The sequence below is a fragment of the Kushneria indalinina DSM 14324 genome (assembly GCF_003385845.1).
In the GTDB taxonomy this organism is placed as follows: domain Bacteria; phylum Pseudomonadota; class Gammaproteobacteria; order Pseudomonadales; family Halomonadaceae; genus Kushneria; species Kushneria indalinina.
In genome coordinates this window covers 664,495-688,138 of record NZ_QRDJ01000007.1, presented here as the reverse complement: position 1 = coordinate 688,138, position 23,644 = coordinate 664,495, and the positions used below count along the sequence as shown (strand labels likewise).

22 protein-coding genes are annotated in these 23,644 nt (G+C 63.3%); 9 read left to right on the top strand and 13 right to left on the bottom strand.

Translation table 11 applies throughout. The features are described 5' to 3' along the window. Positions 1-8 precede the first annotated feature (8 nt). Both C8D72_RS09835 and C8D72_RS09830 read right to left on the bottom strand, forming a co-directional pair. Positions 9-1,457 (bottom strand): NAD-dependent succinate-semialdehyde dehydrogenase, encoded by a 1,449-nt coding sequence (locus C8D72_RS09835; RefSeq protein ID WP_115854225.1) that lies wholly within the window; start codon positions 1,455-1,457, stop codon positions 9-11. A 23-nt stretch (positions 1,458-1,480) separates the two neighbouring features. Next, complete coding sequence (locus tag C8D72_RS09830; protein WP_115854224.1) at positions 1,481-2,902, bottom strand: APC family permease; 1,422 nt, start codon at positions 2,900-2,902, stop codon at positions 1,481-1,483. Between the two features lie 199 nt (positions 2,903-3,101). Here C8D72_RS09830 and C8D72_RS09825 point away from each other — a divergent pair, with 199 nt between their 5' ends. From C8D72_RS09825 to C8D72_RS09815, 3 genes are read left to right on the top strand one after another with little or no spacing between them, the layout of a single operon-like run. After that, positions 3,102-4,541 (top strand): aminotransferase-like domain-containing protein, encoded by a 1,440-nt coding sequence (locus C8D72_RS09825; RefSeq protein ID WP_115854223.1) that lies wholly within the window; start codon positions 3,102-3,104, stop codon positions 4,539-4,541. Between the two features lie 57 nt (positions 4,542-4,598). Continuing rightward, positions 4,599-5,462, top strand: coding sequence for an arginase family protein (locus C8D72_RS09820; protein ID WP_115854222.1), 864 nt, complete (start codon positions 4,599-4,601; stop codon positions 5,460-5,462). Further along, the gene (locus tag C8D72_RS09815) at positions 5,450-6,205 is read left to right on the top strand and encodes a 3'-5' exonuclease (protein WP_115854221.1); all 756 of its coding nucleotides are present in this window, start codon (positions 5,450-5,452) and stop codon (positions 6,203-6,205) included. Before C8D72_RS09820 ends, C8D72_RS09815 begins: the two co-directional genes overlap by 13 nt. On the opposite strand, the gene C8D72_RS09810 is transcribed toward C8D72_RS09815, so the two are convergent. Beyond that, positions 6,202-6,609, bottom strand: a complete 408-nt coding sequence (locus tag C8D72_RS09810) for a carboxymuconolactone decarboxylase family protein (protein WP_115854220.1) — start codon at positions 6,607-6,609, stop codon at positions 6,202-6,204. The two genes, C8D72_RS09815 and C8D72_RS09810, sit on opposite strands and share 4 nt — an antisense overlap. Beyond that, on the bottom strand, positions 6,606-6,977 hold the full coding sequence (locus tag C8D72_RS09805) for a MerR family transcriptional regulator (RefSeq protein WP_115854219.1): 372 nt from the start codon (positions 6,975-6,977) through the stop codon (positions 6,606-6,608). The genes C8D72_RS09810 and C8D72_RS09805 overlap by 4 nt, the downstream gene beginning before the upstream one ends. 75 nt (positions 6,978-7,052) lie before the next feature. Between C8D72_RS09805 and C8D72_RS09800 the strand changes: the two genes are divergently transcribed. Beyond that, complete coding sequence (locus C8D72_RS09800) at positions 7,053-7,481, top strand: hypothetical protein (RefSeq protein ID WP_115854218.1); 429 nt, start codon at positions 7,053-7,055, stop codon at positions 7,479-7,481. On the opposite strand, the gene C8D72_RS09795 is transcribed toward C8D72_RS09800, so the two are convergent. From C8D72_RS09795 to dnaA, 5 genes are all read right to left on the bottom strand, one after another. Beyond that, on the bottom strand, positions 7,460-7,696 hold the full coding sequence (locus tag C8D72_RS09795; RefSeq protein WP_115854217.1) for a YgjV family protein: 237 nt from the start codon (positions 7,694-7,696) through the stop codon (positions 7,460-7,462). The two genes, C8D72_RS09800 and C8D72_RS09795, sit on opposite strands and share 22 nt — an antisense overlap. A gap of 96 nt (positions 7,697-7,792) precedes the next feature. Further along, positions 7,793-10,210, bottom strand: a complete 2,418-nt coding sequence (gene gyrB, locus C8D72_RS09790) for a DNA topoisomerase (ATP-hydrolyzing) subunit B (RefSeq protein ID WP_115854216.1) — start codon at positions 10,208-10,210, stop codon at positions 7,793-7,795. Continuing rightward, positions 10,207-11,322, bottom strand: a complete 1,116-nt coding sequence (gene recF, locus C8D72_RS09785) for a DNA replication/repair protein RecF (protein WP_115854215.1) — start codon at positions 11,320-11,322, stop codon at positions 10,207-10,209. Before recF ends, gyrB begins: the two co-directional genes overlap by 4 nt. 69 nt (positions 11,323-11,391) lie before the next feature. After that, positions 11,392-12,495 (bottom strand): DNA polymerase III subunit beta, encoded by a 1,104-nt coding sequence (gene dnaN / locus C8D72_RS09780; RefSeq protein ID WP_115854214.1) that lies wholly within the window; start codon positions 12,493-12,495, stop codon positions 11,392-11,394. Between the two features lie 97 nt (positions 12,496-12,592). Then, positions 12,593-14,143 carry a chromosomal replication initiator protein DnaA gene (gene dnaA / locus C8D72_RS09775; RefSeq protein WP_115854213.1) on the bottom strand — a complete coding sequence of 517 codons (1,551 nt, stop codon included), beginning with the start codon at positions 14,141-14,143 and terminating at the stop codon, positions 12,593-12,595. Between the two features lie 330 nt (positions 14,144-14,473). On the opposite strand from dnaA, the gene rpmH reads away from it, so the two are divergent. The 4 genes from rpmH to C8D72_RS09755 all read left to right on the top strand — a co-directional run bounded on the left by rpmH (position 14,474) and on the right by C8D72_RS09755 (position 17,923). Continuing rightward, positions 14,474-14,608 carry a 50S ribosomal protein L34 gene (gene rpmH / locus C8D72_RS09770; protein ID WP_086623304.1) on the top strand — a complete coding sequence of 45 codons (135 nt, stop codon included), beginning with the start codon at positions 14,474-14,476 and terminating at the stop codon, positions 14,606-14,608. Positions 14,609-14,633: 25 nt separating this feature from the next. Beyond that, positions 14,634-15,011 carry a ribonuclease P protein component gene (gene rnpA / locus C8D72_RS09765; protein ID WP_115854212.1) on the top strand — a complete coding sequence of 126 codons (378 nt, stop codon included), beginning with the start codon at positions 14,634-14,636 and terminating at the stop codon, positions 15,009-15,011. Positions 15,012-15,089: 78 nt separating this feature from the next. Beyond that, positions 15,090-16,817, top strand: a complete 1,728-nt coding sequence (yidC, locus tag C8D72_RS09760; protein ID WP_115854211.1) for a membrane protein insertase YidC — start codon at positions 15,090-15,092, stop codon at positions 16,815-16,817. Positions 16,818-16,954: 137 nt separating this feature from the next. Further along, entirely contained in the window at positions 16,955-17,923 is a 969-nt protein-coding gene (locus C8D72_RS09755) for an NUDIX hydrolase (protein WP_115854210.1), read from the top strand. 19 nt (positions 17,924-17,942) lie between these two features. On the opposite strand, the gene C8D72_RS09750 is transcribed toward C8D72_RS09755, so the two are convergent. From C8D72_RS09750 to C8D72_RS09740, 3 genes are all read right to left on the bottom strand, one after another. After that, complete coding sequence (locus C8D72_RS09750; protein WP_115854209.1) at positions 17,943-19,346, bottom strand: M20 family metallopeptidase; 1,404 nt, start codon at positions 19,344-19,346, stop codon at positions 17,943-17,945. A gap of 105 nt (positions 19,347-19,451) precedes the next feature. Continuing rightward, positions 19,452-20,090, bottom strand: a complete 639-nt coding sequence (locus C8D72_RS09745; RefSeq protein ID WP_115854208.1) for a hypothetical protein — start codon at positions 20,088-20,090, stop codon at positions 19,452-19,454. 3 nt (positions 20,091-20,093) lie between these two features. Next, entirely contained in the window at positions 20,094-21,017 is a 924-nt protein-coding gene (locus C8D72_RS09740; protein ID WP_115854207.1) for an aldo/keto reductase, read from the bottom strand. A 190-nt stretch (positions 21,018-21,207) separates the two neighbouring features. Here C8D72_RS09740 and pgm point away from each other — a divergent pair, with 190 nt between their 5' ends. Beyond that, complete coding sequence (pgm, locus tag C8D72_RS09735; RefSeq protein WP_115854206.1) at positions 21,208-22,872, top strand: phosphoglucomutase (alpha-D-glucose-1,6-bisphosphate-dependent); 1,665 nt, start codon at positions 21,208-21,210, stop codon at positions 22,870-22,872. An 80-nt stretch (positions 22,873-22,952) separates the two neighbouring features. Here pgm and C8D72_RS09730 read toward each other — a convergent pair whose 3' ends face one another. Then, complete coding sequence (locus tag C8D72_RS09730) at positions 22,953-23,585, bottom strand: flavin reductase family protein (RefSeq protein ID WP_115854205.1); 633 nt, start codon at positions 23,583-23,585, stop codon at positions 22,953-22,955. Between the last annotated feature and the right edge of the window lie 59 nt (positions 23,586-23,644).

Sequence of the window (23,644 nt, the reverse complement as noted above, 5' to 3'; positions counted from 1 at the left end):
TGCAGCGATTACAGCCCGCCAAGACAGACATACTTGAGCTCGGTAAACTCCTCCAGTCCATGGTGCGAACCCTCTCGACCCAGTCCGGACTCCTTGATCCCGCCAAAGGGGGCCAGCTCGGTCGACAACAACCCTTCGTTGACGGCCACCATGCCGTACTCCAGCGCCTCCATCACATGCCAGATGCGCTTGTAGTCGCGGGCGTAGAAGTAGGCCGCCAGGCCAAAGGGCGTATCGTTGGCCATCGCAATGGCCTGATCATCCTGGTCGAAACGAAACACCGCCGCCAATGGCCCGAAGGTCTCCTCATGAGCCACGGCCATGTCCGGTGTCACATCCGCCAGCACGGTCGGTTCATAAAACGAGTGCCCCAGCGCGTGCGTCTGACCACCCTCTACCAGTCGAGCGCCCTTGTCGAGGGCGTCAGCAACGTGCGCGCTGACCTTGTCGACCGCGGCCTGATTGATCAGCGGCCCGATGTTGATGCCTTCTTCCTGACCGTTGCCGACCTTGAGCTGGCGTACGCGCTCGGCGAGTTTCTCGACAAAGGCGTCATACACGCCGGACTGGACCAGAAAGCGGTTGGTGCACACGCAGGTCTGGCCGGCGTTGCGGTATTTCGAGGCGATCGCGCCCTCAACGGCGGCATCGACATCGGCGTCATCGAAGACGATAAAGGGGGCGTTGCCGCCCAGCTCCATGGCGGTCTTTTTGACCGTGGAGGCGCACTGCGCCAGAAGCTTCTTGCCCACCGGCGTGGAGCCGGTAAACGAGACCTTGCGCACCCGCGGGTCGGTGGTGAGCACCTCGCCCACCGCGGCAGGGCTTTTGGCGGTGACTACATTGATGGCCCCTGCCGGTATACCGGCCTCCAGCGCCAGCGCGGCCAGTGCCAGTGCGGTCAGCGGCGTGGCCTCGGCGGGCTTGATCACCACCGTACAGCCGGCGGCCAGTGCCGGGGCGCATTTGCGGGTGATCATCGCCAGCGGGAAGTTCCAAGGCGTAATGGCGGCGACCACGCCGATCGGCTCGCGCACCACCAGAATGCGCTTGTCCGCGCCGTGTCCCGGCAGGGTTTCCCCGGCAATGCGCTTGGCCTCTTCGGCGTAGAACTCGATAAACGAGGCGCCGTAGCCGACCTCCCCGCGGGACTCCGCCAGCGGCTTGCCCTGTTCCAGCGTCATCAACCGCGCCAGTTGATCGGTGTGTTCCACCACCAGATCAAACCAGCGGCGCAGCAGACGCGAGCGCTCCTTCGCCGGCACGCGGCGCCAGTCGGCCATTGCCGTGTCGGCGGCGGCGACGGCCTCACGGGTTTCCTCGGCGCCCAGATCGGCCACGAGGGCAATCAGTTCCCCGGTGGCCGGGTTATTGACCGCAAACTGCCGGTCGCCTTCGACCCAGCGCTCGCCGATCAGTGCCGCGGCGCGCTGGCTTTTGAATTCGATGTCAAACATGTGTCTCCCTCATGGATGTGATGTCAGCGGTCATAAACGTTTTGCATGACCCGGTCGCTGAAAGCGCGCCCGTAGCGATTGAGCGCAAAGAGATACATCGCAAGCCCCAGCACCATCCAGCCGCCAAATACGCCCCACTCGATGCCGGTCAGGGCCGAGGGGCTGCCCGGCAAATACAGACAGGCCATGCCAAGCGACAGCGCCACCGCCAGCGCGCCGACCACTCGACCGTTACCCACCTTGAAAGGGCGGTCCATGTCGGGTTCGCGCTTTCGCAGTACCAGAAACGACAGCGCCACGAACAGATAGGCGATCACGATGCCAAGACCGCCGGCATCCACCAGCCACACCATGGCCGGGCGCCCCATGAAGGGCGCAATCGTCGACAACAGCCCGATCATGATGATGGCGTTGGTGGGCGTCTTGTACTTCGGATGCAGTTTGCCCAGAAAGGCCGGCAGCATGCCGGAGTGCGCCAGCGCGTAGATCGCCCGCGACCCGCCGATATAAAAGGCGTTCCAGCTGGTGATGATGCCCGCAATGCCCGCCAGCACCATCAGCTTGCTGCCCCAGACGCTGCCCATGACCGCGCCCATGGCGTCCGGTACCGACAGCGAGCTGCCCTCAAGCGCCGGCTGATCCAGCATCAGGCTGGTACCGAGCACAATCAGCGCATACCAGGCGACCGCCATCAGTACCGAGGCAATCAGCACCTTGCCGATGTCGCGATAGGGCAGATCGATCTCCTCGGCCGCCTGGGGGATGACGTCAAAGCCCACGAACAAAAAGGGCACCATCACCAGCACCGCCATGATGCCGCCGGCAAAGCCGCCGCTGGATTCATGGTTGAAAAGCGGCGTCATGTTGGCCACTTCACCGGTAAACAGCGCCCCGGTAATGAAGAGCACACCGACCACCAGAATCAGGCCGGTCACCAGCTTCTGGATCAGTGCCGCGGTGGTGATGCCGACATAGTTGATCGCCATCATGATCAGCGAGCCGATCACGCCCACGGCGACCCAGCTGGCCTTGACGTCCCAGCCGGCCACCGTCCAGAGATGGCCCACGTCATAGCCTGGAAAGAGCTGCTCGACCACGGTGGGCAGGGCGACGGCTTCAAACGACACCACGCTCACATAGCCCAGCACGATGCTCCAGGTACAGATAAAGGAGGCAAAATGGCCCAGCGCGCGGTAGCTGTAGACGTGCTCACCGCCCACCTTGGGCATGGCCGAGGCCAGTTCGGCGTAGGTCAGACCTACCAGCAGCACGGCAATGCCGCCGATGATGAAGGCGATGATGGCGCCGAGGCTGCCGGCGTCGAGAATCGCGCCGCCGGTCAGAACGATCCAGCCCCAGCCGATCATGGCGCCAAAGGCCAGGGCCAGCACGTCAGTGCGGGCCAGAACGCGTACCAGTTCGCGTGGTTTTGTGGTGCTCTGCATGGATTATTCCGTCATTGTTATGATCATTCAGGGCGATGGGAGTGTCTGTTCGGCATTGATGCCTTGTTGTTGCTCCTGATCACACGCTACCACTGTGGCGCATCCGGTACGTGAACCACTTGTGTGTTCAGGTAGACCACTGCGCGACGCCGCCACCATAATGGCCCCTCACGCCCGCCACCCTGCCCGGACAAGCGTCATGCAGCGATCTGCCGAAGAGGCTCTGAGCGATATTGAAGCGGCCTGGCAGCGCCAGCCCGACCGGCTGAGCAAGCAGGTGCGTCTGGAGCAGGCCCTGACTGGTCTGATCGAGCTGCAGTGGGTCGACGGCCAGCGCCTGCCGGCCCACCGCCATATCTGCCAGCGCCTGGGCGTGGCACGCAATACCCTGGCCGGCGTCATCGAGCTTTTGCAGTCACAGCATCTGCTGACGACCCAGCACGGCCGCGGCAGCTGGAGCCGGCGCCCGAGCACATCGACACCACAGGCGTCAGCACCGCCGGTGGCGTTGTCACACCGGGCCCGACAGATTCTGAGCACCAGCGGTGCCAGCCCGATCCAGAGCGGCGCCTTCGTACCGGGCATCCCCGATATTGCCCGCTTTCCCATGCGGCGCTGGCGCACGCTCTACGCCACCCTGACCGTGCCGCACAATGCCCTGCTGCTGTCCTACTCCAGCGGCGGCTACGGGCCGCTCAAGCGTGAGATCGCCGACTTTCTTCGCCGCGGGCGCGGCATCGAGTGCGCCCTGGAACAGATCATCATTACCGATGGCACCCATCACGGTCTGGAGCTGTGCGCGCTGGCATTCGCCGATCACGGCGAGCGCGTGGTCATGGATTCGCCCTGCTACTGGGGCGCGCGTAACGTCTTTCAGGCCGCGGGGCTGGGCATCGATCAGTGCCCCTGGCAGCCCGGTGCGGGCTATCGCGACCCGCCGTCAGCGGCGCGCGCACCGCGCCTTCTCTACCTGACCGGTGCGCGCCACTACCCCCTGAGCGTGCCCATGCCGATCGAGGACAAGCGCGCACTGGTCGAGCGACTGGCGCCGGAGCTCATCATCGAGGACGACTACGAGTTCTTTGATAGCCGTCACCGAGCGCTGCTCTTCTGCCCCGATGACGGTCGCTCCATTCTGGCCGGCTCGTTCTCCAAGCTGATGTTTCCGGGACTGCGGCTGGGGTATCTGGTCGTGCCCCGGGCGCTGAGCGGGGCCATCAATCGATTGCGCAGCGAGATCTTTCGCGAAGGGCGCATGCTCGATCAGGCGGTACTGGCGCAGTTCATGGCCGATGGCGATCTGGACCGCTGGTGTCGGCGCATCAACCGCGAGTATCTGCTGCGCCAGCAGACCCTGCATGACCTGCTGACGGGACTTCCGGGCGTGGTCGAGATTTCGCCCCCGGCCGGCACCATCACGCTGTGCGTAACGCTCGCCCCGGAGATCGATGACGTGCGGCTGGCGCGCTATCTGCTCAATCACTACCGACTGGTGGTCAAGCCGCTCAGCCCGGTCTGCGCCGCCGATGATCCACGTCGCGGCCTGGTGCTGGGCGTCGGCATGGTCGAGGGCGAGACGCTGGAACGCCTCGGGCGTCAGCTGGCCGAAGGCATTCGCGCCTTTATGACCACGCGCTGATGTGATTGTGTAGACGCCGTGGCATGATCAGGCCCTTCCCTCTGACAAGGAGATCTCATGGTGCAGCCGTCCCCTTCGACCGCCCCGCCGCCGCTGATCTGTTTTCAGGGCAACTGTGGCGGCCGCAATCCTCACGGCATGACCGGCGCCCTCGCCCTGGCGCAGCGTCTGGCGGCCGTTCTCGGGATTCCCCTGCAGACGCTGGGGGCGCCGGGTCAGGCGCTGTCGGGCAGCTGGCAGCAGATGCTCGAGGCCGTCACGCCCGATTTCGTGTCGCTGGGACGATACCTGGAGAAGACGCTGTCGGCAGGCAAGCGTCCCGTTTTGACCATGAGCCGCTGCGCCGGCGCGCTGGCCACCCTGCCGGTGATCGCCCGGCAGCACCCCGAGGCCTGCATCGTCTGGTTCGATGCCCATGGCGATCTCAACACGCCGGAGACCTCCGAATCCGGCTATCTCGGTGGCATGGTGATTGCCGGCGCCGCCGGGCTGTGGGACAGCGGTCTGGGCAGTGATCTGTCGCTGGCTCAGGTCATTCTGGCCGGCGCCCACCAGCTCGACCCCGCCGAGCAGGCACTCATCGATGACAAACGCCTGCTTCATCTGCCCCCGGCACAGCTCGACGTCGAGGCGCTGCAACGTGCCATCAACGGCCGCCCGGTCTATATCCACCTCGACTGCGACGTGCTCCAGCCCGGCGTGGTACCCAGCGACCACCAGATCGACGGCGGCCTTGCCACGGAATGTCTGGCCGAGCTGATGGCCGCCCTAGCCGAGGAAGACGTCGTCGGCATGGAAGTCGCCGAGCTGGAAGCCCGATGGCCGAACGCCACGGAACCGGCGGATCTGACGGTGCTGGTGGAGATACTGATGCCGCTGGCCCGACGGCTTTTGTCTGATGAGACGCCATGCGTGCGCTGATTCACGACTTTGAAACCGCCGGCGGCAGCGCCCGACACTGCGGCGTGGTGCAGCTGGCCGTACTGAGCGGCATACTGGGCAATGACGGCGCCTTTTATCGCCGGTGGCAGTCCTACGCCAACTATCATCCGGGCGGGCCGATCGCATCGGCCACCACTCGCGTGCACGGTCTGCGTGATGAGGATGTCGCCGACTGCCCCGACTATCGCCGCGCCGTGCCGGAGGTCTATCAGGCCGCGGCGCGTCAGGGCTTTGACGCGCTGGTCATCGGCTTTAGCAACACCAGCTTTGACAACGTGATCGCTCACCGCCTGGGGCTGCGTCCCAGGCGCAGCCTGGACCTTTTCCTGCCGGCCTATCGGCTCAAAAAGCGCGACGGCCTTGAAAGCGCCTCGCTTGCCAGCACCTACCAGGCGCTGACCGGTGAGGCGCCCCTCAACGCCCACGACGCGCTGGGTGATGTACGCATGACCGCCGCCCTGATCCCGCCGTTGATGGCCCGCTTTGGTTTTACCGACTTTGCCGGCTTTCTCGACTGGGCCACCACCGGCCAGCCGGTGCCCGGTATGCGCCTGCGCTTTGGCCCGGCGCGCGGTCACACGATCGAGTCCCTCGATGACGATGCACTGGTCAGGGCACTGAACGGCTGGCGCGGCGGCAATATCGACGTGCTCGCCTCGCTCGAGGCCGAGTATGCCCGGCGGGGTCTGCCGGCACGGCCCGAACAGGGGCAGCTTTTTTAGGTACTTGTCTCGGCGTTGCCCTCACGAGCGGTGAACGCCTCCCTGGCAACAAAAAGTCCGTTGAGCGCAGCCGGGAATCCGGCATACACCGCCATCTGCATAATGATTTCAACAATTTCCTCTCGGCTGAGCCCGACATTCAGGCCAGCCTCGATATGGACCTTCAGCTGAGCCGGCGCCGTGCCCATGGCCGTCAGTGCCGCGATAGTGGCCGTTTCACGACTGCGCAGATCAAGCCCGGGACGCGAGTAGATATCGCCAAACGGAAACTCCAGCAGATAAGTCGCAAAATCGGGCGCAATATCGGCCAGTGCGCTTATGACCTTCTCTCCTGCCTCGCCATCAATGGCAGCCAGGGCCTGACGTCCGCGAATCAGTCTGTCGCTCTCATGGGGTTGGCTCATATCCTTGATGTCTCCTCATGCAGGGTGGCGTGGTAGCCTTCGATTTTGGTATCCAGCACTTCAAGCGATGCCTGCAAAAGACACATGTGCTCGCGAACCCGCTCACGATGCGCCTCAAGCAGATTACAGCGCGTTTGCGCAGTCTCCACACCGCGGGCGCGCAGAGCGGCGTAATCGAGCATTTCACGAATCGGCATGCCGGTGGCGCGCAGGCGCTCCAGAAAAGCCAGCCATACCAGTATGCTGGCGTCATAGTCGCGCTGACCCGAGCCATCCCGCCGGGGCGGCGGCAGAAGACCAATGCGCTCGTAGTAGCGCAGCGTATGGGTCGAACGCCCCGAGCGTCTGGCCAGTTCTCCAATCTTCATGCATCCCTCCAGTGCTGAAGCCAAAAAAGAGGTTACGGCCTGGAGCGCACTCCAGGTCAAGCAAAAGGATTATCCATGACGCCCGTTATTCAAAAAGAACCCACCGGCTGCGGCATCGCCGCCTGCGCCGCGCTGGCAGGCCTTGATTATGAGACGGCGCGAGCCCGGGCCGCCGCGCTTGGCATTTTTGCCGGTGATCATTCGCTGTGGTCACAGACAGCCTACGTCAGGCACCTGCTGGCCGATCTGGACATCGAGGCTTCCAGCGACGAGCAGCCCTTTACCGGCTGGGAGGACCTGCCGGATCGAGCTCTGCTGGCGATCAAGTGGCGACAAATCGACGGCGTGCCCTTCTGGCACTGGGTGGTGTTCGTACGCGAGGCGGGAGAGTGTGTGGTGCTGGACTCGAAGGCGGCCCTTAAAACCAACGTGCGCCGCGATTTTGGCCGCATGGCACCAAAGTGGTTTATCGAGGTAACCGGTTACTCGAACGCCTGCGGATAGCGCCGGGCCAGCGCAATGCGCAGGATCACCACCAGCGACAGCGTCGCGGCCGTCCAGCTGCCCAGAAAGGCAAACTGCAGCGCAAACGTCACGTTGGCGAGAACCAGGATCACCATCAGCCGCTCGTCACGCCGGCTGGCAAAGGCCAGCAGATAGAGCAGCAGCGAGACGAAACCGAAAAACTGTCCGGCCAGGGGTCCAACACTGTCGAGCATCAGGGCATCACTCCGAGGGCATGACCGGCAGACAACCCGGGGCATAAAAAACCGGAGCACGAGGCTCCGGTTGGATGAGGCGAAGACTTGACCGGATCAGATGTCCAGGTTCGCCACCAGCGCGTTTTGCTCGATGAAGTCACGGCGCGGTTCGACCTCGTCGCCCATCAGGGTGTTGAACATCATGTCGGCGCCAATGGCGTCCTCGATGGTGACCCTGAGCATGCGGCGGCTTTCCGGATCCATGGTGGTTTCCCACAGCTGGTCCGGATTCATCTCACCCAGCCCCTTGTAGCGCTGGATGCTGAAGCCGCGGCTGGCCTCGGCCATCAGCCAGGTGAGGATGTCGTGGAAGTTCTCGACCGGCTTGGAGCGCTCGCCGCGGGCGATGTAGGCACCCTCTTCCAGCAGACCGTCCAGCGCCTGATTGAGCGCGACCATGGCGGCGTAATCGGCCGACTGGAAAAAGCCCAGCCCCAGCGGATAGTCGGTTTCCACGCCATGGGCGCTCAACACGGCCGCCGGCAGATACAGCCCGCGCTCCTCGCTGTGGACCAGACGGAAGATGTAGCGCGGGCCGCCCTCGTAGGCGATGCGCTCGTCCAGATCGGCCTGCAGGGCCTCGATCCAGCGCGTCATGGCAGCCTTGTCTGCCAGCATCTCTTCGCTGACCGGGTCGGCGTAGATGAGACGCTTGAGCACGTCGGCCGGATAGACGCGGGCCAGACGGTCGAGGCGGTCCATCACGTCACGGTACTGATGCACCAGCCTTTCAAGATGCTCACCGCCGATGCCCGGGGCGTCGGCGTTGACGTGCAGCTGCGCGCCATCAAGAGCCGTGGTGGTCAGGTGCTGGATCAGCGCCGCTTCGTCCTTGAGATACATCTCGTTCTTGCCGCGCTTGATCTTGTACAGCGGCGGCTGAGCAATGAAGATGTGGCCGCGCTCGATCAGCTCCGGCATCTGACGGAAGAAGAACGTCAACAGCAGGGTACGAATGTGCGAGCCGTCGACATCGGCGTCGGTCATGATGATGATCGAATGATAGCGCAGCTTGTCGGCGTTGAACTCCTCGCGACCAATGCCGCAGCCCAGCGCGGTGATCAGGGTGCCGACCTCGGCCGAGGAGAGCATCTTGTCAAAGCGAGCCTTCTCGACGTTGAGGATCTTGCCCTTGAGCGGCAGGATCGCCTGGGTGCGGCGATCGCGGCCCTGCTTGGCGCTGCCGCCGGCGGAGTCGCCCTCGACCAGGTAGAGCTCCGAGCGGGTCGGGTCCTTCTCCTGACAGTCGGCCAGCTTGCCGGGCAGCCCGGCGATATCCAGCGCGCCCTTGCGGCGGGTCATCTCGCGCGCCTTGCGAGCAGCGTCGCGGGCGCGGGCGGCGTCAAGCATCTTGTTGACGATCGCCTTGGCGTCATTGGGGTTTTCCAGCAGGTAGTCGGAGAGCTGACGGCTCATCTCCTGCTCGACGGCCGTTTTCACCTCGGAGGAGACCAGCTTGTCCTTGGTCTGCGAGGAGAACTTCGGGTCGGGCACCTTGACCGAGATGATCGCGGTCAGACCTTCACGGGCATCATCGCCCGAGGTCGCGACCTTGGACTTTTTCTGCAGCTCCTCGGCCTCGATGTAGCTGTTGAGGCTGCGGGTCAGCGCACCGCGGAAACCCGCCATGTGCGTGCCACCGTCGCGCTGCGGAATGTTGTTGGTGTAGCAGAAGATGTTTTCGCTGTAGCTGTCGTTCCACTGCATCGCCACTTCCACCGCAATGCCATCCTCGCGCTCGGCGTTGAAGTGAAACACCGGGTTGACGGTCGTTCGGTTGGTGTTGAGGTGATCGACAAAGGCGCGCAGGCCGCCTTCGTAGTGGAACAGCTCCTCGCGGCCGTCGCGCTCGTCGAGCAGGCGAATCGCCACGCCGGAGTTGAGAAACGAAAGCTCCCTGAGGCGCTTAGCCAGAATATCGTAGTGAAACTCGATATTGGCGAAGGTCTCCGATGAAGGCTTGAAATGAATCTGGGTGCCGGAGCGCTCGGTGTCGCCCACCACCGCCAGCGGCGACTGCGGCACGCCATGCTTGTAGATCTGCTCGTGGACCTGGTTCTTGCGCCAGATGGTGAGCTTGAGCTGCTCGGACAGCGCGTTGACCACCGAGACCCCCACGCCGTGCAGTCCGCCGGACACCTTGTAGGAGTTGTCGTCGAACTTGCCGCCGGCGTGGAGCACGGTCATGATCACTTCCGCCGCCGATACCCCTTCGGAGTGGATATCGGTTGGGATGCCACGGCCGTCATCGGAGACGGTGACAGACTCATTGGGGTGAATGACGACCCGGATTTCGCTGCAGTGGCCGGCCAGCGCCTCGTCGATCGAGTTATCGACGATCTCGAACACCATGTGGTGCAGACCGGTGCCATCATCGGTATCGCCAATGTACATGCCCGGGCGCTTGCGTACCGCGTCCAGCCCCTTAAGAACCTTGATACTCGATGAGTCGTAAGCCTGTGGTTCGCTCATTGATGCTCCCGGGTCATCGTGCCGTCGGCAGTGCCTGCCAGACGACCCTGTTTCACGTGAAACCTTTTGACGTCGGTATCAATACCCCAGTGCCCCTCAAGCGAGGCGGGCTCGATGCCGGTCAGAAAGGTCTGACAATTCATCTGTTCCAGCAGCCGACAGAATGCGCGGCGGTGCTGTTCGTCAAGTTCGGCGGCCAGATCATCGATCAGATAGAGGCAGCGGTGCCGGCCTTCCTGCTCCAGAAGCCGCCCCTGCGCCAGTTTCATGGCGCTGACCACCAGCTTCTGCTGTCCTCTGGAGAGCACTTCGGACGCCGGATAGCGGCCCATGCGCAGGCGCAGATCGGCGCGTTGGGGCCCCTGCTGGGTGAACTTCATCTGCCGATCGGTGGCCACGCTCTCCAGCAATATCTCCTCGAGCGGGCGACTCTTGTCCCAGCCGCGATGGTAGCGAAGCGACAGGTCCGGCAGATCGATCAGCTCGGCAAGCGTGGCGTTGAAAACGCCTGAAAAGCGCGCCATCCAGTCACTGCGCATCGCATCCAGTCGATCGCTCCAGCGCGCCAGTTCGCGGCTCCAGAGGGCCAGCGACTGTTCGTCGATTCTATCATGTCTGAGCAGCGCATTCCGATGTTTGAGCGCGCGTCTTGCGCGGCGCCAGACATCGAAAAAATCGGGGTAAACATAAAACACGCCCCAGTCGAGAAATTCGCGTCGCGCCGCTGGCGCGCCCTCGATCAGGCGAAAGGCATCGGGGTTGATCAGCTGCATGGGCAGGTGGCGGGCGAGCTCGGCAATGCGATCGATCTTCTCGCCGGCCACCCGCACATTGAGGCCATCAGCGTCGCGACGACGCTCCACGCCCAGCGGCAGCGGTGGCTCCCCCGCCAGCCGGCCAAACAGCGTCAGGGCGTCCTGATCATGGGTGATGGCGTGCTTGAGCTGACGGGTACGAAACGAGCGCCCCATGCCCAGAATGTGCAGGCCTTCCAGCAGGCTGGTCTTGCCGCTGCCGTTGTCGCCGAAAATCAGGTTGACGTGCGCACCGGGCTGCCATGTGACGGACGGCAGATTGCGCAGCCCCTGAAAGTGAAGATGATCAAGCGGCATGGCGATCCGAAGGGGACGCGCGCCCGGCCAATGCCGGGCGCTGTTGTGACAGACGAGCTGGCAGGAGGATCAGAGCCGCATCGGCATGACAACGTACATGGCATCGCCGCCGCCGGGCGCTTCCAGCAGCGCACTGCTGTTGGGGTCGGACAGCGTCAGCTGGACCTGATCGGTGTCCAGCACGCTGAGCACATCGATCAGATAGCCAACGTTGAAACCGATCTCCAGCGCGCTGCCGCTGTAGTCGATCGCCACGTTCTCTTCGGCCTCTTCCTGCTCGGGGTTGTTGGCCAGCACCCGCAGATTGCCCGCTTCCAGATTGAGCCGCACGCCGCGATACTTCTCGTTGGAGAGAATGGCGGTTCGCGAGAGCACCTTACGCAGCTCGCCGCGTTCGGCCAGAATCTGCTTGTCGCCGCCCTTGGGGATGACCCGCTCGTAGTCGGGGAACTTGCCGTCCACCAGCCGCGAGGTAAAGGTGTAGGCGCCGGTGCGTACGCGCAGATGGCTGGCGCCGAGCATCAGCGTGACCGGCTCGTCGCTGTCATCGAGCAAACGCGAGAGCTCGACCACGCCCTTGCGCGGCAGGATCAGACGCTGGGGTTCCTCAAGGGCGATATCGGCACTGCGTGAGCATACGGCCAGACGGTGACCGTCGGTGGCCACGGTGCGCACCAGATGATCGCGCAGCTCAATCAGCATGCCGTTGAGGTAATAGCGCACGTCCTGCTGCGCCATCGCAAAGCCGGTGGCATCGATGAGCTGCTTGAGCGTGCGTCGCGGCAGGGTGAGTTCGGTACTGCCCTGACCTTCATCGATATTGGGAAATTCAGCCGCCGGCAGGGTCGAGAGCGTAAAGCGCGAGCGCCCGGAGCGCAGCAGCGCTCGGCCCTCCTCGATGGCCAGAGTGATCTCGGACTGATCGGGCAGCGACTTGCAGATGTCCATCAGCTTGCGCGCCGGGACGGTTACCGAGCCGCTCTCCTCGATGCTCGAGGGTGCTACGCGACCGATCAGTTCGACTTCGAGATCGGTGCCGGTCAGTGACAGTTCATCATCGCTGACCGTCAATAAAACGTTGGAGAGCACCGGCAGGGTCTGACGGCGCTCCACCACCCCGGCCACCAGCGTCAGCGGGCGCAGCAGGGCTTCACGCGAAATGGAAAATTTCATGGGGCTCCACTCTTTTCAGGCTCTTGTTGCGGCCACAGTGTTGTCATGTCGGTCACCACTGATGGTGCGCGTACGGTGTCGATCGCTCGGGCCACCATCAGCTGGTCAAAAGACGCAGCAGGTTCTTGTAGTCCTCGCGGATATCGGAGTTCTCTTCGCGCAGTTCCACCACCTTGCGACAGGCGTGCAGCACCGTGGTGTGGTCACGCCCGCCGAAGGCATCGCCGATTTCCGGCAGGCTGTGGTTGGTCAGCTCCTTGGCCAGCGCCATGGCGACCTGCCGCGGGCGGGCCACCGAGCGCGAACGGCGCTTGGAGTGTAGATCGGCCACCTTGATCTTGTAGTACTCGGCGACGGTGCGCTGGATGTTGTCCACGCCCACCTGCTTGTCCTGCAGCGCCAGCAGATCCTTGAGCGATTCGCGGATGAACTCCTGGTTGATCGGCTGCCCCATGAAGTGGGAATCCGCGATCACCTTCTTGAGTGCGCCTTCGAGCTCACGCACGTTGGAGCGGATCTTCTGGGCGATGAAAAACGCCGCGTCATGGGGCAGATCGGCCTTCGCCTGCTCGGCCTTTTTCATCAGAATCGCCACGCGGGTCTCAAGCTCCGGCGGCTCGATCGCCACCGTCAGGCCCCAGCCAAAGCGCGATTTCAGACGCTCTTCGACGCCGCTGATCTCCTTGGGGTAGCGGTCCGAGGTCAGAATCATCTGCTGACCGCCTTCCAGCAGCGCATTAAAGGTGTGGAAGAACTCCTCCTGGGAGCGCTCCTTGCCGGCAAAGAACTGGATGTCATCGATCAGCAGCGCATCGACGCTGCGATAAAAGCGCTTGAAGTCGTTGATGGCGTTGAGCTGCAGCGCCTTGACCATGTCGGCCACGAAGCGCTCGGAGTGCAGATAGACCACCCGAGCGTTGTCGCGCAGCCCGGCCAGATGGTTGCCGACCGCGTGCATCAGGTGGGTTTTACCCAGACCCACACCGCCATAAAGGAACAGCGGGTTATAGGCACCGCCCGGGTTCTCGGCGACCTGGCGCGAGGCGGCCCGCGCCAGCTGGTTGGATTTACCCTCGACGAAGGTTTCAAAGGTAAATCCCGGGTTGAGCCCGCTCTGGTGGCGAATGCTGCCTTCGACCTGCACCTGACGTTCGCCGCTGTCACTGCGACGCCCGCCGGTGGTATTGCCGGAGGGCGGCGCAGCAGGGATCTCGCGCTCGTCCTGATAGTCGCCGCGCGGCGACGTGGGTGGCGAAGGCGGCATGGGCGCACGCGTCGAGGAACGTGTCACGCCTGAAGACCAGGCCGCCTGGCCATGATCACCGCTATTGTTTTGCGCCTGGCCGGTCGCAGGTTCGCTGTCGGTCGCCGGACGCGATACGGGGTTGGACACCGTACGGCGGCTGCCGATATCCAGCGACACCTTGGGCGGCCGGCCCTGGGCCAGCTCGCGCATCAGCTCGTTGATGCGCTTTAAATACTTGTCATTGACCCAGTCACGCACGAAGCGATTGGGGGCCAGCAGGGAGAGTTCGTGGTCACTGGAACCGCTTTCGGCCTGCAGGGGACGGATCCAGGTATTGAACTGCTGAGAGCTCAATTCATCCTGTAAATAGTCGAGACATTGCTGCCAGAGAGCGATGGACACACGCGACCTCTTGATGGTGAGTCGTGCAAATGGGGCGGTAGTGTAACGCTCGTGGAACGGGTTATCCACACCGGGTTGGGACTTCAGACGGCCTGTGGATAACCTTATCCCCGTCACCCGGGCCTCTCCGGGTCGCATGGATGGCCTTCCGGAAATGAAGTGCGCAGCTTGTGCACAAAGTTATGCACAGCGCTGTCCTTTTCGTGCGTGGATAAAAATTGCACGTCCTCGTTGAATTCTCTAGAATCCCGGCTCTTGACCCCCGTGCGCCTCGATTTTGAGGGCATCGGTGTCACCGATCACTCAAGTCTCAATTCGGGAATCGCAACCATGAAACGTACTTTTCAGCCCAGCGTGCTCAAGCGCAAGCGTAACCACGGCTTCCGCGCTCGCATGGCCACCAAGAACGGCCGCCAGGTCATCTCGCGCCGCCGCGCCAAGGGCCGCAAGCGCCTGAGCGCCTGATCCTCTCAAGGGATCAGCGGAGCTCATGACCACTCAGGGATTTCCCCGCGGTCTTCGAATCCTGACCGCCGGGGAATACCGTCATGTTTTCGAACATGCCAGTTTCAGGATTCACGGCAAGGGTCTTCTGGCACTCGCCACCCCCAACGATCTCGGTCACGTTCGTGTGGGACTGGTGTTCAGCAAGAAGAACGTGCGCCGAGCCGTGGATCGCAACCGTCTCAAGCGCTTGACTCGAGAATCGGTGCGACTGCGCCAGCAGTGGCTGCCGGGTGTGGACATCGTCGTGCTGTCACGCAAGGGCGTACACGAGATCGACTCGCAGACACTGGCCAGACAGCTTCACGGCATGTGGCGACGCCTTGAAAAGGACGTCAAACGTCAGTCGGAGCATCAGCAATAATACGAGGCGCGACGAACCGTCGAGTGCGACCCGTCGTTTTCTTGCGCCGCGTCGACATTTTCCCACCGGGCAATCCCAATGGATCTGAAACGACTTCTTTTTGTCATCCCGCTGGCCGTACTTGCCTATCTGATGATCATTCAATGGAGCAATGATCACGGGCAAAACGACCGACCGGATGAAGCGCCTCCTGCCCTTACCCAGCAAAGCAGTGACGTTGAACCCGGTGAGCAGTCGCTCGATGCCCCCGAGGCCGCCAGTGAACGCGCCAGTGCGCCTGATTCCGGCGATATGCCCGGCGACACTGACAGTGCCAGCAATACCAGCGATGCCAATGCTCAGAATACCCGCCTGATCAGCGTTCGCACCGACGCCCTTGACCTGCGTATTGACCCGCGCGGTGGTGATATTGTCTATGCCGCCCTGCCGAAGCATCTCCAGCGTCTTGACTCCGATGCCCCCTTTGTTCTGCTCTCCGACGATCAGCGCCGCAGCTATATCGCGCGCTCCGGGCTACAGATGGAAGGCCATCAGGGCCGAATCACCTTCAGCCCCGAGCAGACCAGCTACCAGCTGGGAGATGACCAGCAGTCGCTGCAGGTTGACATGAGCGCGACCGTCAACGGCGTCAACATCATCAAGCGCTTCACCTTCGAGCGCGACAGCTACGCCGTGAAGGTCAACTACCTGATCGACAACGCTTCGCAGACGCCGGTCAACGCCCGCTTTATCGGCCAGCTGGCCCGTGACAACAGCGATGACCCGACCAGCGGCGCCGGTGTGGGCATGCACGCCTATCTGGGTGCGGCCTTCTCTTCGCCGGACGAGCACTACCAGAAGGTGGGCTTTGGCGACATCCAGGACGGCAAGTTCAACAACACGGATGTCCGCGGCGGCTGGGTGGCGATCATTCAGCACTACTTCACCACCGCCTGGGCGCCCAATCAGGATCAGCAGAACCTGTATTACGCCGATGTCGACCAGCGCGGACGCAACGTGGCGGCCTTTGCCAGCGCCAGCCAGACCGTGGCGCCGGGTCAGAACGGCGATCTGTCTGCCACGCTTTATGTCGGTCCCAAGGAGCACGAGCGTCTTGAAGCCGTCGCGCCGCACCTGCAGCTGACCGTCGATTTCGGCTGGCTGTGGTTTCTGGCCAACCCGCTGTTCTGGCTGCTCACGCATATCCATGCGCTGATTGGCAACTGGGGCTTCTCGATCATCCTGCTGACCGTACTGGTCAAGGCCGTCCTCTTCCCGCTCTCTGCCACCGCCTACAAGTCGATGGCCAAGATGCGCAAGATGGGCCCCGAGATGCAGCGCATCAAGGAGCAGCACGGCGACGATCGCCAGAAGATGTCGCAGGAGATGATGAAGTTCTACCAGAAGGAGAAGATCAATCCTCTGGGGGGCTGTCTGCCCATCGTGATCCAGATGCCGGTGTTCATCGCGCTGTACTGGATGCTGATGGAGTCGATCGAGCTGCGCCACGCGCCCTTCATGCTCTGGATTCATGACCTGTCAGCACAGGATCCCTACTTCATCCTGCCGATCATCATGGGTCTGACCATGTTCCTGCAGCAGCAGCTCAACCCGACACCGCCGGACCCCACGCAGGCGAAGATCATGAAGATGCTGCCGATCGTCTTCACCTTCTTCTTCCTGTGGTTCCCGGCAGGTCTGGTGGTCTACTGGATTACCAACAACCTGCTCTCGATCGCGCAGCAGTACTACATCACCAGGCGCATCGAAAAGGGTGATGGCGACAAGGAAAAGGAAAAGGAAAAGGAAAAGGAAAATGCCGCCTAGCGCGAGCATTATTCCGGCCCTGTTAAAACCCCTGCCTGTGCAGGGGTTTTTCTTTATCCGCCACCCGGGCCCGGGTTGTGACACAATGTCGCCCTGCCGCATCCTCTGCCGATTACGAAATACCCCGGGCCGTCACCATGCCAGACAGCGCTGTCATTGCCATCGAACTCTCTGCCGTCGTCATTGCCATGGAGTCGGCGACCCCCACCGTATTGCTCACCTGCCCCGATGATCGCTGCCGCGCGCCGATGCTGCCGGCCGGCGATTTTAACCCCCGGCATCATCGCACCTTCGAGCTGGGCCTGCGTGATCGGGTCGCCCGGCAGACCGGCCTGGCGCTGGACTACGTCGAGCAGCTCTACACCTTTGGCGATCAGGGCCGTCTCGAACCGGACATGCCGGATCAGGAGATCACCCGTCATATCTCCATCGGCCATCTGGGACTGGTATCGCATCAGCAGACACTGCTCGACGAGCACGCCGTCTGGGGCAGCTGGTATGACCATTTCCCGTGGGAGGATTACCGCCATGGGCGTCCGGCGATGATCGACATGACCATCGCCCCGGCATTGTCACGCTGGGTCGATGCCGGCGTTGACCAGGCGCATCGGGAGGCGCGCCGCCAGCGAGTCCAGCTGGCCTTCGGCCTGGCCGGCGCGCGCTGGGTGGATACCCGGGTACTGGAGCGTTTCGAGCTGTTGTATGAAGCCGGGCTTGCGCCCGAGGCACAGCGTCACGACAACACCGAGATCGTCACCACCCTGCCCGGTCAGCCCCTGATGTCCGATCACCGGCGCATTCTCGCCACCGCCATGGATCGTTTGCGCGGCAAGCTGCGCTACCGCCCGGTCATCTTTGATCTGCTGCCCGAGCACTTCACCCTCTCCCAGCTACAGCTGACCATCGAGGCGATCATCGGCTGTCGCCTGCACAAGCAGAACTTTCGTCGCGCGCTGGATCGCACCGGGCTGGTCGTGCCCACTGGTGCTGTCGACACCACCACCGGCGGCCGGCCGGCCGAGCGCTTTCGCTTTTGTCGTGAACAGTGGCGCCAGCAGATGGCGCCGGGCGTGCAGACCCCGCTGGCGCACAGCGAGTATCAATAAGCGCGGGCGGTGATGCCGGCTATTGCGGCGTTCGCGCCCACTTGCCCAGATCCCAGAAGATGCCGGCCATGCCGACAAGGCCCTGCGTCACGATGTATTCAGGCAGATGCTCGTTGGGGGCATGCTGCTGACAGGAGGGATAGGAGTGCGGCACCCACACGGTCGGCAGGCCCAGCACATCGGCAAAACAGTGGTTGGGGATCGTGCCGCCGAGATTGGGCAATAGATGGACCGTCTCGCCCAGGCTCTGCTGCATCGAATCCTGTACGAAGCCGACCCAAGGGTGGTCGGGGTCGAGCCGGGTGGCAGTGTAGCCGCCCTCTGACGTAAGCGTCACCGCTTCAAAGCCATGCTCGTCCAGATGCGCGCGCAGCCTGTCGCCCAGCGTCTGCCAGGCCGTACCCTCCACAAAGCGCAGCTGGCAGACGGCCTCTGCCCGGCTCGGAATGGCCGCCATCGGCTGCTCGGTCGAGCCGCTCGACAGTCCCAGTATTTCGAACGTATTGGCCCCGTAAAGCTTCTCACCAAACGTCATTCCCGGTTCGCCCCAGTCGGCATTGATGGCAGGATCACCGCCCTGCCCACCCACCGGCAGATCGCGCACCAGCGCGCGAACCGAGGCCGGCATATCGGGCGCCCGCAGACAGTCCGCCCGGAGAACGCCCTGTTTTGATACCAGCGTGCTCAGCGCATGTGTCATGACCCATGCCGGATTGGTAATCACGCCGCCCCAGTTGCCGGAATGACGGTTGCCGTTGCCGGTCTCCAGCGTCAGTCTGAATCGATACATGCCGCGCGAGCCGAGAAACAGGGTCGGCATATCGTGGCGAATCCGGGGGCCATCCGAGGCCAGGAAGAGATCCGCCGACAGGGCATCGCCATGTTGGCGACAGGCCGCTTCAAGTCCCGGCGAGCCGACCTCTTCCCCCATCTCGAAAATGATCTTCAGATTGAATCCCAGCCGGCCCTCCCGCGCCTGGATGACCGTCTCCAGCGCTGCCAGATTGATGCCGTGCTGGCCCTTGTTGTCCGCCACGCCGCGCCCGTAGAGTCGGCCCTCCTGCATCGTCAGCTGCCAGGGCGTGAGGCCTTCCTGCCACTGATCGTCCTGCCCCGGCGTCACATCGCCGTGGCCGTAGATCAGCAGTGTCGGTAGATCCGGCGACTCCAGCCGATGTCCCATCAAAAGCGGTGGTCCTTCCGGCTGTGGGTTATCGAGCGAGTGACAGGTAAATCCCAGCCGCGCCAGCAGCGGCGCTATCTCATCATCCAGATAGCGGCCCAGCGTCTCGCGACAGTCAGGGTTCTGACTGACGGTGCGATAGGCGATACGGCGCGCGAGATCCTCGGTGTAGGCCCCCGAATGCCACGTTTTAAGCGCAAGGGCGAGGGCGTGCTCACGATCAGGACAGGACTGTGACATGGTGGCTCCAGACAGCGCCGTAAAAGGAAATCGGGATCAGACCTCCAGCGTAGCAAAGCCGGGGCTTTCTCCCTGCCCGGTGTGCCCTCTGGTCGACCTGCGGCATCAGCGCTGTCGGTCCGGCCATGCCAGCGCTGTCAGCACCATGCAAAGCCCCGCCACCGGCACGGCGAGAAGCCACCACAGCCCCAGGGCCCAGTGCACCAGCGCGCTGAAGGCACACCACAGCAGCGGAATGACCAGCAGCCCCCACCGCCAGCGGCGCGGCCAGGCCATGGCAAGCACTGCCGTGGCGGCGGCGGTCATGTCCGGCGTCACGCCGGGCAGCGCCACTGAGCGCCATGTACCCGTTTCATGTACCGTCACCCATGACAGCACCAGCAGTACAACGCCCCAGCCGGCGAGTGCGATCAGGCCCACCCGGGCCGGCGGTGCCCGCAGGGCGATCAGCATCAGCAGCCCGGCCTGCAGCGCAAAGACCCAGCCGAAGGGGCCGACCGGCCAGTTGATGGGGGCATAAAACCGCATCATGAACAGCGCCGCCGTCAGTCCCCAGCCGGCCGCCATCACGACCGGCACCAGCCGCCTGCCCCATGACAGGGGTTGATACAGCAGCACGGGCACCGCCAGCAGCACGGCCACCACCGCCCAGAGCCACGACCCGAGCGCGTCATTGGTCCGCTCAAAAAGACGTAGATAGACCTCGGGCGTGAACATCAAAAAATCACCCAGCGCATAGTCCATTCGTTATAACCCCTGAACGTGGTCAATCATGCGCTGGCGCTGCGTCTCATCGGGCAGACGACCGTAAAGCGCACCCATGTTCTCGCGCATGTGGGCCACCTGCGTGGTGGCCGGAATGGCGCAGGTCATGGCCGGGTGCGACACGATGAACTTGAGAAAGAACCCGGCCCAGCTCTCGGCACCTACCTCCCCGGCCCAGGCCGGCAGCGGCTGCGACCCAACGCGATCAAACAATTGGCCGCCCTGAAAGGGGCGGTTGGCGATCACCGCAATCCCGCGCTCGCGGGCCAGCGGCAGCAGCCGCTCCTCCGCCTCGCGATCGGCGATGTTGTAGGTCAGCTGCACAAAATCCAGCGGCTCGCGCGTCATGATCCGCTCAAGCTCGTCGTGGCGCCGGCCGTGGGAGGTGGTCACACCGATATAGCGCAGCCGGCCCGCCGCCTTCATCTCCTTGAGCGTGGCCAGATGCCCTTCCCAGCCCAGCAGATTGTGGATCTGCATCAGGTCAAAGCGCGCCACGCCCCAGAGCGCCTCGGAACGTGCCACCGCTTCTCGGGTCTCGGTCTCATCACGCGTCCACACCTTGGTGGCGGCAAACAGATCGTCCCGGCGGTCCAGACGCTCAATCAGTTCCCCCACCGCTTCTTCGGCGGAGCCATACATGGGTGAGGCATCAACTACCCTGCCGCCGCGCTGGAAAAAGAGCTCGAGAATCTCCGCGCGCTGATCGAGCAGCTCCGGGTCGGTACCGACGTTGAAGGTGCGCCAGGTGCCCATGCCGATCACCGGCAACGCCTCTCCGGTGGAGGGAATCGAGCGGGTAATCGGAGCCTCATCACGTCCGGCGAAGGCCTGCGGCCAGCGGGCCGCCAGCCCGGTCGCGGTCAGGCCGATGAGAAAACGACGTCGCGGTATCGATAGCGGCATGGTGCGTTCCCGAAAAAGGGGTCAGCTCTCTTTATAGGTCATCGACCCCGGCCAGGGCGAACCCTGTCCGTTACATCGAGGCCCTGGAAGCCGGTGCGAATGACATCACAAAAAGGCACAGAGGCAACGCCGCCGTGCCTGCTAGAATGGCGCATAGATTCTGTCGCCACGCTTCTCAAAGGATGAAGAGATGAGCATCGATCCCCATGCAGGGCAGCAGCCCGACGAGCAACGCCTCGCCCATCTGCCGCGTCTGGTGTCGCGCTACTACAGCGAGCGTCCCGACGTGTCGGATCCCGCCCAGCAGGTGGCCTTCGGGACCTCCGGCCATCGCGGCTCATCGCTGAAAACCAGCTTCAATGAGTGGCACATCCTGGCCACCACCCAGGCGATCTGTGACTATCGCCATGAGCAGGGCATCACCGGACCGCTGTTTATCGGCATGGACACGCATGCGCTGTCCGAGCCGGCCTTTGTCTCGGCGCTCGAAGTGCTGGCTGCCAACGGCGTTGAAACCCGCATCGACGCCGGCTGTGAAGAGACAGGCGGCGAGCCGGGCTATACGCCGACGCCGGCGCTGTCCAACGCCATTCTCAACCACAACCGCGATCGTGACCGCGATCTGGCCGATGGCATCGTGATCACGCCGTCGCACAATCCCCCGGTGGACGGCGGCTTCAAGTACAACCCCACCAATGGTGGCCCGGCCGATACCAATATCACCAAATGGATTCAGGAGCGCGCCAACGAGCTGCTCTCCAAAAATCTCGAGGGTGTGAAGCGCGTCAGCTATGCCGAGGCGCTCGAAGCGTCCACCACGCAGCGCTTTGATTTCATCGACAGCTACGTCTCGGGCCTTGAAAAGGTCATCGACATGGCCGCGATCCGTGACTCGGGACTGACCTTCGGCGTTGACCCGCTGGGCGGGGCCGGCGTGCACTACTGGACGCGCATCGCCGAGCGTTATCAGCTGCCGCTGGAAGTGATCTCCACCACCGTGGACCCGACCTTTCGTTTCATGCGGCTGGACTGGGACGGCAAGATCCGCATGGACTGCTCCTCGCCGCACGCCATGGCCGGGCTGATCGAGAACAAGAACCGCTTTGACGTCTCCTTTGCCTGCGACACCGACCATGACCGTCACGGCATCGTCGCCCGCTCGACCGGGCTTTTGAACCCCAACCACTATCTGGCGGTGGCGATCGAGTATCTCTTCACCCATCGCCCGCAGTGGAGCGACAGCGCCGCGATCGGCAAGACACTGGTGTCCTCCTCGATGATCGATCGCGTCGCCGAGGGCATCGGCAAGACCGTGGTCGAAGTGCCGGTGGGCTTCAAGTGGTTTGTGGACGGCCTGATGGACGGCAGCCTCGGCTTTGGCGGTGAAGAATCCGCCGGCGCCTCGTTTTTGACCTTTGATGGCAAGCCCTGGTCGACCGACAAGGACGGCATCATTCTCGGCCTGCTGGCCGCGGAAATGACCGCCGTAACCGGCAAGGACCCGGGCGAGCTGTATCAGGCGCTGACCGAGCGCTTTGGCGCCCCGGTCTATGCCCGCGTCGATGCCCCCGCCGACCGCGACCAGAAGGCCCGCCTTGGCAAGCTCTCCCCAGAGCAGGTCACGGCCTCCGAGCTGGCCGGTCACGCCATCACCCGCAAGCTCACCGAAGCGCCCGGCAACAGTGCGGCCATTGGCGGGCTCAAGGTGGAAACCGAGGCTGGCTGGTTCGCCGCCCGCCCCTCCGGCACCGAGGATGTCTACAAGATCTACGCCGAAAGCTTTGAAGGCGAAGACCACCTGAAGCGCATCCAGGAAGAAGCCAAGGCGCTGGTAGACGGCGTGCTCAAGGGCTGATCGCCCCTGTCGACAGGATAAAAGGGCGAGAAGATAAAAAGGGCCGGCGATTGCCGGCCTTTTTGCGTTTTGCCGATGCTTTATTGACCCGAGTCGTCCGGGCGTTCCATCTCGAAGCGCACGTCATCATTGATGGTGTAGTAGGTCGCCGGCCCGCCGGCACGCATGATCGGCTCGGCAGCGGCGGTCTGATAGATGCCCTCACTCAGCATGTGCTTGTCGATATGCACGCCGACCACCTCGCCCAGTACCAGCCAGTTGTCGAGCTTTTCGCCGTCGGCGGATTCGAGCTGAATCAGCTGGGTCAGGCGACACTCGAACGACACCGGCGCCTCCAGCACTCGCGGCACCTTCACCACGCTGGACGCCGCCGGCGTCAGCCCGGCCAGGGCAAACTCGTCGACCTCATTGCCCACGCTGGCGCTCGAGGTGTTCATTTTCTCGGCCAGCGCACGGGTGACCAGATGCCAGCAGAACTCCCCGGTCGCCTCGATGTTGGCCACGCTGTCCTTCCAGCCGGCGCTGGCAAAGCCGATGATCGGCGGCGCGGCGCAAAAGGCGTTGAAGAAGCTGTAGGGCGCCAGATTGAGCCGTCCCTCATCGTTTTGTGACGAGACCCAGCCGATCGGGCGCGGCGCGATGATCGACTTGAAGGGATCATGCGGCAGGCCATGGCCCTTGCGCGGCTCGTAAAAGTGAAACTGATCGCTCATGGAAGCTCCCGTATACAACGATATTGATAGTCTGCGAACCACTATAGCAACGACAGGGC

Coding starts and splice junctions, on each gene's coding strand:
- dnaN (WP_115854214.1), bottom strand. CDS start 12,495: ATGAAATTTTCCATTTCGCGTGAAGCCCTGCTGCGCCCGCTGACGCTG.
- rpmH (WP_086623304.1), top strand. CDS start 14,474: ATGAAACGTACTTTTCAGCCCAGCGTGCTCAAGCGCAAGCGTAACCAC.
- rnpA (WP_115854212.1), top strand. CDS start 14,634: ATGACCACTCAGGGATTTCCCCGCGGTCTTCGAATCCTGACCGCCGGG.
- C8D72_RS09795 (WP_115854217.1), bottom strand. CDS start 7,696: ATGCTCGACAGTGTTGGACCCCTGGCCGGACAGTTTTTCGGTTTCGTC.
- C8D72_RS09815 (WP_115854221.1), top strand. CDS start 5,450: ATGCGTGCGCTGATTCACGACTTTGAAACCGCCGGCGGCAGCGCCCGA.
- yidC (WP_115854211.1), top strand. CDS start 15,090: ATGGATCTGAAACGACTTCTTTTTGTCATCCCGCTGGCCGTACTTGCC.
- C8D72_RS09825 (WP_115854223.1), top strand. CDS start 3,102: ATGCAGCGATCTGCCGAAGAGGCTCTGAGCGATATTGAAGCGGCCTGG.
- C8D72_RS09820 (WP_115854222.1), top strand. CDS start 4,599: ATGGTGCAGCCGTCCCCTTCGACCGCCCCGCCGCCGCTGATCTGTTTT.
- recF (WP_115854215.1), bottom strand. CDS start 11,322: ATGCCGCTTGATCATCTTCACTTTCAGGGGCTGCGCAATCTGCCGTCC.
- gyrB (WP_115854216.1), bottom strand. CDS start 10,210: ATGAGCGAACCACAGGCTTACGACTCATCGAGTATCAAGGTTCTTAAG.
- C8D72_RS09750 (WP_115854209.1), bottom strand. CDS start 19,346: ATGTCACAGTCCTGTCCTGATCGTGAGCACGCCCTCGCCCTTGCGCTT.
- pgm (WP_115854206.1), top strand. CDS start 21,208: ATGAGCATCGATCCCCATGCAGGGCAGCAGCCCGACGAGCAACGCCTC.
- C8D72_RS09835 (WP_115854225.1), bottom strand. CDS start 1,457: ATGTTTGACATCGAATTCAAAAGCCAGCGCGCCGCGGCACTGATCGGC.
- C8D72_RS09755 (WP_115854210.1), top strand. CDS start 16,955: ATGCCAGACAGCGCTGTCATTGCCATCGAACTCTCTGCCGTCGTCATT.
- C8D72_RS09810 (WP_115854220.1), bottom strand. CDS start 6,609: ATGAGCCAACCCCATGAGAGCGACAGACTGATTCGCGGACGTCAGGCC.
- C8D72_RS09830 (WP_115854224.1), bottom strand. CDS start 2,902: ATGCAGAGCACCACAAAACCACGCGAACTGGTACGCGTTCTGGCCCGC.
- C8D72_RS09800 (WP_115854218.1), top strand. CDS start 7,053: ATGACGCCCGTTATTCAAAAAGAACCCACCGGCTGCGGCATCGCCGCC.
- C8D72_RS09745 (WP_115854208.1), bottom strand. CDS start 20,090: ATGGACTATGCGCTGGGTGATTTTTTGATGTTCACGCCCGAGGTCTAT.
- C8D72_RS09730 (WP_115854205.1), bottom strand. CDS start 23,585: ATGAGCGATCAGTTTCACTTTTACGAGCCGCGCAAGGGCCATGGCCTG.
- C8D72_RS09805 (WP_115854219.1), bottom strand. CDS start 6,977: ATGAAGATTGGAGAACTGGCCAGACGCTCGGGGCGTTCGACCCATACG.
- C8D72_RS09740 (WP_115854207.1), bottom strand. CDS start 21,017: ATGCCGCTATCGATACCGCGACGTCGTTTTCTCATCGGCCTGACCGCG.